Source organism: Streptomyces sp. Q2 (genome assembly GCF_056820935.1).
The window spans coordinates 44,547-56,214 of sequence record NZ_JBXEJE010000055.1; the positions used below are offsets into that span (position 1 = coordinate 44,547).

General features: G+C 70.6%; 8 protein-coding genes and 2 pseudogenes. 5 read left to right on the forward strand and 5 right to left on the reverse strand.

Annotation, left to right across the window (positions count from 1 at the left end; translation table 11 throughout):
* Positions 1-44 precede the first annotated feature (44 nt).
* The 5 genes from ACWBNA_RS41550 to ACWBNA_RS41570 all read left to right on the forward strand — a co-directional run bounded on the left by ACWBNA_RS41550 (position 45) and on the right by ACWBNA_RS41570 (position 5,255).
* On the forward strand, positions 45-554 hold the full coding sequence (locus ACWBNA_RS41550) for an Lrp/AsnC family transcriptional regulator (RefSeq protein WP_482709779.1): 510 nt from the start codon (positions 45-47) through the stop codon (positions 552-554).
* Positions 555-583: 29 nt separating this feature from the next.
* Complete coding sequence (locus tag ACWBNA_RS41555) at positions 584-1,012, forward strand: MerR family transcriptional regulator (protein WP_482709780.1); 429 nt, start codon at positions 584-586, stop codon at positions 1,010-1,012.
* 14 nt (positions 1,013-1,026) lie between these two features.
* Positions 1,027-1,341, forward strand: coding sequence for a thioredoxin family protein (locus ACWBNA_RS41560; protein WP_383877555.1), 315 nt, complete (start codon positions 1,027-1,029; stop codon positions 1,339-1,341).
* A 190-nt stretch (positions 1,342-1,531) separates the two neighbouring features.
* Positions 1,532-3,754, forward strand: a complete 2,223-nt coding sequence (locus tag ACWBNA_RS41565; RefSeq protein ID WP_482709781.1) for a HelD family protein — start codon at positions 1,532-1,534, stop codon at positions 3,752-3,754.
* A 94-nt stretch (positions 3,755-3,848) separates the two neighbouring features.
* Positions 3,849-5,255, forward strand: coding sequence for a cytochrome P450 family protein (locus ACWBNA_RS41570; protein WP_482709782.1), 1,407 nt, complete (start codon positions 3,849-3,851; stop codon positions 5,253-5,255).
* Positions 5,256-5,358: 103 nt separating this feature from the next.
* On the opposite strand, the gene glgB is transcribed toward ACWBNA_RS41570, so the two are convergent.
* The 5 genes and pseudogenes from glgB to ACWBNA_RS41595 all read right to left on the reverse strand — a co-directional run.
* The gene (gene glgB, locus ACWBNA_RS41575) at positions 5,359-7,908 is read right to left on the reverse strand and encodes a 1,4-alpha-glucan branching enzyme (protein ID WP_482709783.1); all 2,550 of its coding nucleotides are present in this window, start codon (positions 7,906-7,908) and stop codon (positions 5,359-5,361) included.
* Between the two features lie 46 nt (positions 7,909-7,954).
* A complete protein-coding gene (locus ACWBNA_RS41580) occupies positions 7,955-9,343 on the reverse strand; it encodes a maltokinase N-terminal cap-like domain-containing protein (protein ID WP_482709784.1) in 1,389 nt (462 codons plus the stop codon).
* A gap of 112 nt (positions 9,344-9,455) precedes the next feature.
* Positions 9,456-10,343: pseudogene (locus ACWBNA_RS41585) on the reverse strand (alpha-glucosidase C-terminal domain-containing protein); the annotation flags it as partial.
* A gap of 18 nt (positions 10,344-10,361) precedes the next feature.
* A pseudogene (locus ACWBNA_RS41590) lies at positions 10,362-11,300 on the reverse strand (alpha-amylase family glycosyl hydrolase); the annotation flags it as partial.
* A partial coding sequence (locus ACWBNA_RS41595; RefSeq protein ID WP_482709785.1) for an alpha-glucosidase C-terminal domain-containing protein occupies positions 11,300-11,668 on the reverse strand: 369 nt, incomplete at its 5' end. The gene ACWBNA_RS41595 and the pseudogene ACWBNA_RS41590, both read right to left, overlap by 1 nt.

Sequence of the window (11,668 nt, forward strand, 5' to 3'; positions counted from 1 at the left end):
ACCATAATTCTCCCGGCGTACACGCACGCATTGAAGGGGGAACCATGGGAGTTCCGGCCGCCACACCGAAAGAACCACGGCATCTGCGCGCCGCCGCCGACGAAACGTCGGTGGCCTTCGACGCGCTGGACCGGCAGATCCTGGAACTCCTCCAGACCGACGGCCGGATCAAGCTCAGCGAGCTGGGCCGCCGGGTCCGCCTCAGCCCGGCGGCGGTCACCGAGCGGGTGCGGCGGCTGGAGGGCGCGGGTGTGATCAGTGGTTACGGTGCCCAGGTCGTCCCGGCCCGGCTCGGTTACGGCATCCAGGCGTTCATCCGGGTCGACCCGCACGGCGGGTACACCCTGAAGCACCCGAGGACCCTGGAACTGATGGAGCGGCCCGAGATCACCGAGGTGCACCACGTGGTCGGCGAGGACTGCTGGTTCCTCAAGGTCGCCGTCAGGGACACCGTCCACCTGGAGGCGGTCCTCGAGGAGATCTCCGCCCTGGGGCGTACGACGACGTCGATCGTGCTGACCTCCCCGGTGGAACGCAAACCGCTGTTGCCTTGACGTCGGCGTCAAGGCTTACGTTCGTACCCATGCGAATCGGCGAGCTGGCCGCGCGGGCCAAGACCACGACCCGGACGCTGCGCTACTACGAGTCGCGCGGGCTGCTGCCCGCGCGGCGGGGCGGCAACGGATACCGGACGTACGACGAGAACGACCTGAGGCTGCTGAGGCAGATCAGGACGCTGCAGGACTTCGGGTTCGACCTGGAGGAGACGCGGCCGTTCGTGGAGTGCCTGCGGGCCGGGCATCCGGAGGGCGACTCGTGCCCGGCGTCGCTCGCGGTCTACCGGCGCAAGCTGTCGGAGCTCGACGAGCTGATCGGCGAGCTGCAGGCCGTGCGCTCCCAGGTCGGGGCGCAGCTGGAGAGGGCCGAGCGGGCTCGGGACGAGCTGGCGGCCGAGGCGGAGGTTCCGGGCGGTCCGGAGCCGGTGTGCGAGCTGGGGAGGGACCTCAAGTGATCAAGGCGGCGGGTGTGACCGAGGTGACGGACGCGGACTTCGCGGCGGAGGTGATCGGGGCGGAGCTGCCGGTGCTGGTGGAGTTCACCGCCGACTGGTGCCCGCCGTGCCGGCAGATGGGGCCGGTGCTCAGCGCCCTGGCCGCGGAGGAGGGGGAGCGGCTCAAGGTGGTCCAGCTGGACGTGGACCACAACCCGGAGACCACCAACGCGTACAAGGTGCTGTCGATGCCGACGTTCATGGTGTTCCGGGGTGGCGAGCCCGTGAAGGCGATGGTGGGGGCCCGGCCCAAGCGGCGCCTGCTGGAAGAGCTGTCCGACGTGCTGTGAGCCCGTGCTCCGAACCGCGTACGGCATGAAGAAATCCCCCGGGCAATTGCGCCCGGGGGATTTCTTTGCGTATATTCAATGGTTCGCGACTTCAATGAAATCGAGTCGCAAAGAAGCTCAGTGAGCACAGTATATCCGGGCGGGAGCGGAATTGTCAAACACCGGTTTTCCCCACAGTGAAGACACTGAATTGCGGCAGGAACAGCAATTCATCGACGGGCTGTATGTGCGCGTCGACGCCCTGCGCGGCGACACCGAGGGCTCCGTCACGGACGCGCTCGCCCAGGGCAACACGCCCATGCAGGCCCGCCTCGAACGGGACATCCTGGTCGCCGAGCGCTCGGGGCTGCTGGCCGCGCTGAACGCGGTGGACGGCTCGCTCTGCTTCGGCCGGATCGACCTCACCTCGGGCGTCAGCCACCACATCGGCCGGATCGGCCTGCGCACCGACGACGCGGAGCGCACGCCGGTCCTGATCGACTGGCGGGCGGACGTGGCCCGCCCCTTCTACCTGGCCACCGGCCACACCCCGATGGGTCTGCGCAGGCGCCGGCACCTCACCACCGAGGGCCGCAGGGTCACCGCCCTGCACGACGAGATCCTCGACCTCGGCGACGCCACCCGCACCGGCCACGAGGACCCGAGCGGCGACGCCGTACTGCTCGCCGCGCTCAACTCCGCGCGCACCGGCCGGATGAACGACATCGTGCAGACCATCCAGGCCGAACAGGACGAGATCATCCGCGCCCCGCATCGAGGGGTGCTGGTCGTGGAGGGCGGCCCCGGCACCGGCAAGACGGCGGTCGCCCTGCACCGCGCCGCGTACCTCCTCTACGAACACCGGGAGTTGCTCGCCAAGCGGGCCGTCCTCATCGTCGGCCCCAACCCCGCCTTCCTCGGCTACATCGGCGAGGTCCTGCCCTCGCTCGGCGAGACCGGCGTCCTGCTGGCGACGGTCGGCGAGCTGTTCCCCGGCGTGAGGGCACGGGCCACCGACACACCCGAGGCGGCCGCCGTGAAGGGCCGCGCCGCCATGGCGGACGTCCTCGCCGCCGTCGTACGCGACCGCCAGGCGCTGCCCGACCCGGTGATCGCCATCGAGCACGACCGCGAGATCCTGATGCTGGACGACGACCTCGTGAACATGGCCCGCGAGCGCACCCGAGCCGCCGGCCTCCCGCACAACGCGGCCCGCGAGCACTTCGAGGGCCACATCCTCAACACCCTCACGGACATGGTCGCCGAACGCATCGGCACGGACCCGTACGACGGCTCCAACCTGCTGGACCCGAGCGACATCACCCAGATCCGCGACGAACTCGCCGAGAACCCCGAAGTCTGGTCCGCGATCGGCCGGTTGTGGCCGAGGGTGACCCCGCGGCGCCTGGTCGCGGACTTCCTCGCGGCACCCGAGGGATACCTCGGCGACGAGGACGCCGCCGCCGTCCGCCGCCCGGTGACACGGGCGTGGACCGTGGCGGACGTACCGCTGCTCGACGAGGCGGCGGAACTGCTCGGCGAGGACGACCGGGTGGCGCGGGCGCGCGCGGAGCGGGAGCGGGAGAACCAGGTCGCCTACGCGCAGGGCGTGTTGGACGTCTCGTACGCCTCTCGCACCTACGAGTTCGAGGACAAGGACGAGGAGGACTCCGAGGTCCTGTCCGCGCACGACATCATCGACGCGGAGCGCTTCGCCGAACGCCACGAGGAGGACGACCACCGCAGCGCCGCCGAGCGCGCGGCGGCCGACCGCACCTGGGCGTTCGGGCACATCATCGTCGACGAGGCGCAGGAGCTGTCGCCGATGGCCTGGCGGCTGCTCATGCGGCGCAGCCCGACCCGCTCGATGACCCTGGTCGGCGACCCGGCGCAGACGTCGGAGGCGGGCGGTGTCGGTTCCTGGTCCGGGATTCTGGAGCCGTACGTCGAGGACCGCTGGGAGCACACCCGGCTCGGCGTCAACTACCGCACCCCGGCCGAGATCATGGACGTGGCGGCGGCCGTCGTCCGCGCCGAACACCCCGGCTTCGAGCCGCCGAGTTCGGTGCGGTCGACGGGGGTACGGCCCTGGGCCCGCGCCACCGACGACCTGCCCGGAGCCGTGGCCAAGGCGGTCGGGGAACTGACCCCGGCCGAGGGCCGCCTCGCGGTCATCGCCCCGCGCGACCTGCATCGCGCCCTGGCCGCCCGGCTGGACGGAGTGACGGCGGGCGCGGAGCCCGACCTCACCCGGACCGTCGTCCTTCTCGACCCCCGCCAGTCGAAGGGCCTGGAGTTCGACTCGGTGCTGGTGGTCGAGCCGGCGCGGTACGGCACGAGCGACCTGTACGTGGCGCTGACCCGGGCGACCCAGCGGCTCGGGGTGCTGCACACCGGGCGGCTGCCGGGGCCGCTGGCCGAGGCGCTCGGGTAGACGCGGGCTCCCGGACACCGGATTCGTAGAGGAGCCGTAACAGTTCGTGACGTAGTCACTGCACGTGCACGGTCGGTGCGGTATGCGTGGCGGTATGGAAGCCCAGTCCCGCCCCACCGCACCGGCCGGCAGCCCCACCCTCGCGGAGCTGCCCGTCGAACCGCTGCTCACCTCCGAGTTCGACGCCGACCCCGGTGCTGTGTACGAGCGGCTGCGGCGCACGTACGGGCCGGTCGCACCGGTCGGTCTCGCGGGCGTACCGGTGTGGCTGGCTCTCGGCTATCCCGAGGTGATGGAGGTGCTGAGGAACGAGAGCCAGTGGCGGCGCGACGTCCGGTACTGGCGGGCCCGGGCCGAGGGGCGGCTGCCGCGCGAGTGGCCCCTGCTCGCGGGCTACGAGGTACGGCAGATGATGTTCGTGGACGACGAGGAGCACCGGGTGGCCCGCCGCACCCACCACGCGGCCCTCGGCCCCTTCCAGGACGCCCGCAGCCCCGAGGGCTGGGAGTTGCGGGCCTCGGTGGCGCGTTACGCCGACGAGCTCGTCGGGATGCTGGCGGCGGAGTCCGGCTCGTCGGGCTTCGCCGACCTCGGGGCGCAGTACACCCGGCCGCTGCTGCTCATGGTCACCACCAAGCTGTTCGGCTGCCCGGTCGAACTCGGCGACGACCTCGTCATGGACCTGTGGCGGATGCTGGACGGCGGGCCGGACGCGGGCCCCGCGACGGGCCGCGCCCTCGCCGCGATGACCCGCCTCGCCGCCCACCGCCGCGCCCGCCCCGGCGACGACCTCACGTCGTACATGCTGCTCGCCGACCCGGAGTTGAGCGACGAACAGCTCGGGCGTGAGCTGTTCATGAACGCCGTCTACGTGAACGACATCACCGGCAACATGGTCCTCAACGTGCTGCTGGAGGTGCTGCGCGGCAACGCGACGGTCCGCCGCAGCCTGTCCGCCGGGCAGTTGGGCGAGACGGTCAACCGGGCCGCGCTGGCGAATCCGCCGGTCGCCAACATGTGCTTCCGGTTCGCCGCGCGGGACGTCCGGCTCGGCGACTTCTGGGTGCGGGCCGGAGAGGTGGTCTCACCGTCCGCGGCGGCGGCTCACCGGGACCTGCTGGCTCTCGGCTCCTCCCACCTGGTCGGTTCCGCGGTCTCCACGCGGGCTCACCTCGGGTGGGGCGCCGGACCGCACCAGTGCCCCAGCGCGGCACGCGAACTGGGCGGGCTGATCGTGACGACGGCCGTGGGACGCGTCTTCGACCACTTCGCCAAGGCCGAACTGACCCTTCCCCCGGACCAGTTGCCCTGGCGGTCGGGTCCCGTGGTCCGGGGGCTGCGACTGCTGCCGGTCCGGTACGAGCTGGCGGCCGGTGCACTGCCGTCACCCGGCCCGGAACCGGTGCCCGCCACCCACGGCAGACACGGCGGGAACGGCCACTCGGGGGGACTGCTGGCGGTGCTGCGCCGCCTGATGCACGGCGGCAAGAGGGAGGGCTGACGCACCTCGGAAGGGGCTTCCACCTGCGGTGACGGCGCCCTGAACACAGGCGTCCGGCTTCGCCTTCCAGAGGAGGGAGACCGGGCGCCCAGCCCTTTCCGGCTCAGGCCGGCCGCAGCCACACCGTCGACAGTGGCGGCAGCGTCAGGCGGATGCTCGCCGGGCGGCCGTGCCAGCCCTGGGCCTCCGGCTTGACGGCGTCGGGGTTGGAGACGTCGCTGCCGCCGTACCTCCCGAGGTCCGTGTTGAGGGCCTCGTACCAGGCCGGGACGTCGTCGGGGACGCCGAGGCGGTAGTCGTGGCGGACGACGGGGGAGAAGTGGGAGACGGCGAGCAGGGGGTTGCCCTCCGCGTCGTAGCGCAGGAACGCGAAGACGTTGTCCTCGGCCGCGTCGCCGACCACCCACTGGAAGCCGGCGGGGTCGGTGTCGCGCTGCCACAGCGCCGGGGTGTGGCGGTAGACGGTGTTGAGGTCCCGGACCAGGTCACGCACGCCCCGGTGCTCGGGCTCCGCGCCGTACGCGGGGTCGAGGAGCCACCAGTCGGGGCCGTGGGCCTCCGACCATTCGGCTCCCTGGGCGAACTCCTGCCCCATGAACAGGAGTTGCTTGCCGGGGTGGGCCCACATGAAGCCGAGATAGGCGCGGTGGTTGGCGCGTTGCTGCCACCAGTCGCCCGGCATCTTCGAGACCAGGGACCGCTTGCCGTGCACGACCTCGTCGTGGGAGATGGGCAGGACGTAGTTCTCGCTGTAGGCGTACACCATGGAGAACGTCATCTCGCCGTGGTGGTACTTGCGGTGGACGGGCTCGTGGCTGACGTAGTCCAGCGAGTCGTGCATCCAGCCCATGTTCCACTTCAGGCCGAAGCCGAGACCGCCGAAGCCGCCCGGGCCCATGTGGTGGGTGGCGCGCGTGACGCCGTCCCAGGCCGTGGACTCCTCCGCGATGGTCACCACGCCCGGCACCCGGCGGTACACGGTCGCGTTCATCTCCTGGAGGAACGCCACCGCGTCCAGGTTCTCCCGGCCGCCGTGCTCGTTCGGCGTCCACTGGCCCGGCTCGCGGGAGTAGTCGAGGTAGAGCATCGAGGCCACGGCGTCCACGCGCAGGCCGTCGATGTGGAACTCCTCGCACCAGTACACCGCGTTGGCCACCAGGAAGTTGCGCACCTCACGGCGGCCGTAGTCGAACTCCAGGGTGCCCCAGTCGGGGTGGGCGGCCCGCAGCGGATCCTCGTGCTCGTACAGCGGACGTCCGTCGAACTCGGCCAGCGCCCAGGCGTCGCGCGGGAAGTGCGCCGGCACCCAGTCCATCAGGACACCGATCCCGGCCTGGTGCAGCGCGTCGACCAGGTACTTGAAGTCGTCCGGGGTGCCCAGCCGGGCGGTGGGGGCGTAGAAGCCGGTGACCTGGTAGCCCCAGGAACCGCCGAAGGGATGCTCGGCGACGGGCATCAGCTCGACGTGGGTGAAACCGAGGTCCTTGACGTACGCCGGCAGCTGCTCGGCCAGTTGACGGTACGTCAGTCCCGGTCGCCAGGACGGCAGATGGATCTCGTACACCGAGAACGCGGCCTCGTGCGCGGGGGCGTCCGCGCGGCGCGCCAGCCATTCCTCGTCGTGCCACTCGTGGTGCGAGGCGTGCACGACGGACGAGGTGGCGGGCGGGACCTCCGTACGGCGGGCCAGCGGGTCGGCGCGCAGGGTCCTGGAGCCGTCCTGGCGGGTGAGCTCGAACTTGTACAGTTCGCCCTCGCCGATGCCGGGCACGAACAGTTCCCAGACGCCGGTGCCGCCGAGCGAACGCATCGGATAGGCGGCCGGGTCCCAGAAGTTGAAGGTGCCGGCCACCCGCACGCCCCGCGCGTTCGGCGCCCACACCGTGAAGCGGGTGCCGGCCACACCCTGGTGGGTCATCGGCTCGGCGCCGAGCGCCGTCCACAGCTGCTCGTGCCGGCCCTCGCCGATCAGGTGCAGGTCGAGGTCGCCCAGCGCGGGCAGGAAGCGGTACGCGTCCTCGGTGTCCTGGACCGTCGCCTCGTACGCCACGAGGAGGCGGTACTCCGGGACGTCCCGCAGCGGCAGCAGGCCCGAGAAGAACCCGTCCCCGTCGTCGTGCAGCTCGGCCCGCAGATCCCCGGCGACGACCGTGACGGACAGGGCGTACGGCCGGAAGGCGCGGAAGGCGACCCCGCCGGGCACGGGATGGGCGCCGAGTACGGAGTGGGGGGCATGGTGGGTGCCGGCGAGCAGGCGCTCGCGGTCACCGGCGTCCATGGCAGGGGAGACGACCACGGGTGCCTCCGGCGTCGGAACGGGAATCGGGGCGGTGACCTTCTTCGTGACGGTCTTCTTCGCGGTGGCTTTCTTGGCGGTGGCTTTCTTGGTGGTGGCCTTCGCCGCGGTGGTCGCGGTCACGGTGGCCTTTTTCGTGCCGGCCTTCTTCGCGGCGGCCTTCTTGGCCGTCTCGGTCGCCTTCGTCGCCGCGGTCTTCTTCGTCACCGACTTCTCGGCGGTGGCCTTCTTCGCCGCAGCCTTCTTCACCGCTTCCTTGGGCGCGGTCGCCTTCTCCGCGGCCTTCTTCACACTCTTCGCGGCTTGCGCAGCGGTCTTCTTCGGATCCGAACCGCTGGACGGGGTGCGGGGGGTCACTGGCGAGGCCTCCTCGGCGAAAAGTCTGGTCGGCAGCTCTGGTCGGTCAGATCAGGTCGGATGTCACGTAGCCCTCGATGGCCGCCATCGGCACGGGGAGCCAGTCGGGGCGGTGGCGGGCCTCGTAGACGACCTCGTAGATCGCCTTGTCCGTCTCGTAGGCGCGCAGGAGAACCGGGTCGGTCCGCGGATCGACGCCGCTGACCTCCGCGTACCCGGAGCAGTACGCCGCCCGGCACGCCTCGGCCCAGCCCGGCACCGGCTGGTCGGCGGAGTGGGCCGCGTAGTCGAAGGAGCGGAGCATTCCCGCGATGTCCCGGGCCGGCGGCTGTGGCATCCGGCGTTCGGCGAGCGGTTTCGACGGCTCGCCCTCGAAGTCGATCAGCGACCACTGGCCGGAGGGCGAGCGCAGGCACTGGCCGAGGTGCAGGTCGCCGTGGATGCGCTGCGCGGTCCAGGTACGGCCCTCGGCGGCCAGGTCGGCCAGCGCGGTGAACGCGGAGCGCAGCCCCGGCGCGTGCGGCCGTAGCGCGGGCACCGCCTGCGCTGCCGCCTCCAGGCGCTCGATCATGCCGTCGACCAGCGGCTGGAGCTGGGTGTGACCGATCGTGGCCGTGGGCAGCGCCCGGGCGAGCGCGGTGTGCACCTCGGCGGTGGCCCGCCCCAGCGACCGCGCCTCCGCGCTGAAGTCCTCACCCTTGGCCAGCTCCCGCAGCGCGAGCTCCCAGCCGTCGGAGGCGCCCTGCACGAAGGGCTGGAGGACGCCGAGGACGTACGACTCACCGGCCAGCTCGGCCAGCAGCCATCCCGTCGGCGCGGGCACCCGGGGGCAGCCCTCCCCGGCGAGGGCCAGCGGCAGCTCCAGGTCGGGGTTGGTGCCGGGCACGATCCGGCGCAACAGCTTCAGAATGAACGTATCTCCATAGACGATCGACGAGTTCGACTGCTCGGCGGTCATCACCCGGGGCACGAGCCCGTCCCGGATCTCCTGCTGCGGGTCCCGGTCGAAGCGCAGGCCGCCGATGCGGGCCCGCCTGCGCACGGCCTCCAGGAGCAGTTCGGCGGGCCGGGGGTCGTGCAGGGCGTCGTACACCGTGTGTCCGGCGAGCGGGCCCTCGTCGACGTGGCCGATCAGCGCGGGCGCCAGCCGGGGCGGCAGCGCCTCGCGCGCGCCTATGAGGAGCTGGTAGCAGTCACCGGGATGCGGCGGGCTGCCCAGGGTGAGGGGCTGGTGGGCGCGCACCAGCAGGTGGTACAGACCCTGCTTCGCCGTCGGCGGCAGCAGCTCGGTGGCCGCGACCAGGGAGAAGCCGGTGACCGGGCGGCCCTTGCCCGCGAACCAGCGCTGCCGCGGCAGCCACTCCCGCAGCAGTGGGTCCAGTGACGCAAGGAGGCCGGGATGTGTCGTGGCGTTACGGGTGACGGCTTCCGACATGGCGTCGCGTCCTTTCCCCGGGTGGGCGGGGTGTTACTGATGCGTGCCCCGGGCGGGGCGGGGGAAACCGACCCGCCCGGGGTTCGGCCGGGCTGAGCCGGTCGCTGTGCGGCTATGCCGCGTCCTTGCGGAGCCGGAACCAGTAGAACCCGTGTCCGCCGAGAGTCAACAGGTACGGCAGATCACCTACGGCCGGAAAACGCACCCCACCGAACAGCTCGACCGGATGCCGCCCGTTGAACGCGCTCAGATCCAGCTCCGTCGGCTGCGCGAACCGCGAGAAGTTGTTCACGCACAGGACGAGGTCGTCCTCGTACTCCCGGAGGAAGGCGATCACCGCCGGGTTGGAGGAGGGCAGCTCCGTGTAGGACCCCAGACCGAAGGCGGGGTTCTGCTTGCGGATCTCGATCATGCGGCGGGTCCAGTGCAGCAGCGAGGACGGGGAGGCCATCGAGGCCTCGACGTTCGTCACCTGGTAGCCGTGGACCGGGTCCATGATCGTGGGCAGGTAGAGCCGTCCCGGGTCGCAGGACGAGAAGCCCGCGTTGCGGTCCGGGGTCCACTGCATCGGCGTGCGTACGGCGTCCCGGTCGCCGAGCCAGATGTTGTCGCCCATGCCGATCTCGTCGCCGTAGTAGAGGATCGGCGAGCCCGGGAGGGACAGCAGCAGCGCGGTGAACAGCTCGATCTGGTTGCGGTCGTTGTCCAGCAGCGGGGCGAGCCGTCGCCGGATGCCGATGTTGGCGCGCATGCGGGGATCCTTGGCGTACTCCGCCCACATGTAGTCGCGCTCTTCGTCGGTGACCATTTCGAGGGTGAGCTCGTCGTGGTTGCGCAGGAAGATGCCCCACTGGCAGCTCGACGGAATGGCCGGGGTCTTGGCGAGGATTTCCGAGACCGGGTACCTGGATTCCCTGCGCACCGCCATGAAGATGCGCGGCATCACCGGGAAGTGGAACGCCATGTGGCATTCGTCGCCGCCGGAGCTGTAGTCGCCGAANCTCGACGGAATGGCCGGGGTCTTGGCGAGGATTTCCGAGACCGGGTACCTGGATTCCCTGCGCACCGCCATGAAGATGCGCGGCATCACCGGGAAGTGGAACGCCATGTGGCATTCGTCGCCGCCGGAGCTGTAGTCGCCGAAGTAGTCGACCACGTCCTCCGGCCACTGGTTCGCCTCCGCCAGCAGCACCGTGTCCGGGTAGGAGGCGTCGATCTCCTTGCGGACCCGCTTGAGGAACTCGTGGGTCGCCGGAAGGTTCTCGCAGTTGGTGCCCTCCTCCTGGTACAGGTACGGCACCGCGTCGAGCCGGAAGCCGTCGATGCCCAGGTCCAGCCAGAACCGCAGCGCGGAGATGATCTCCTCCTGCACCGCGGGGTTCTCGTAGTTGAGGTCGGGCTGGTGGGAGAAGAAGCGGTGCCAGTAGTACTGCTTGCGGACCGGGTCGAAGGTCCAGTTGGAGGCCTCGGTGTCGACGAAGATGATCCGGGCGTCCTGGTACTGCTTGTCGTCGTCGGCCCACACGTAGTAGTCGCCGTAGGGGCCGTCCGGGTCCTTCCTCGACTCCTGGAACCACGGGTGCTGGTCGCTGGTGTGGTTCATGACGAAGTCGATGATCACGCGCATGCCGCGCTGGTGGGTGGCGTCGACGAACTCCACGAAGTCGGCGAGGTCGCCGAATTCGGGCAGGACCGCGGTGTAGTCCGAGACGTCGTATCCGCCGTCGCGAAGAGGTGACTTGAAGAAGGGTGGCAGCCACAGACAGTCGACGCCCAGCCACTGCAGGTAGTCGAGTTTCGCGGTCAGGCCCTTGAGGTCGCCGACGCCGTCACCGTTGCTGTCCTGGAAGGAGCGGACGAGGACCTCGTAGAAGACGGCGCGTTTGAACCACTCCGGATCCCGGTCCTTGGCCGGGGTGTCCTCGAAGGTGTCGTGGACGGGCTCGTTGACGATCATTAGGTGGGTGACCCTCCGATCTGCGGGGTGGACGGTCGCAGAACCGAAAAGATGTGCGCGGGCCGGGTGCCCGGTTCGAGGCGCACATAATTGGCCCTGCCCCAGTGATAGGTCTCACCGGTGAGCTCGTCGCGCACCGGCACCGACTCGTGCCATTCCAGGCCGAGTTGCGGCATGTCCAACGAGACCGTGGCCTCCTGGGTGTGGTGGGGGTCGAGGTTGGCGACCACCAGAACCGTGTTCGAGCCGCTCCGCTTCGAGTACGCGATCACCGCCTCCTGATCCGCGTGGTGGAAGTGGAGATCGCGCAGCTGCCGCAGGGCGGGGTGTGCGCGGCGGATCGTGTTGAGCTGGGTGATCAGCGGGGT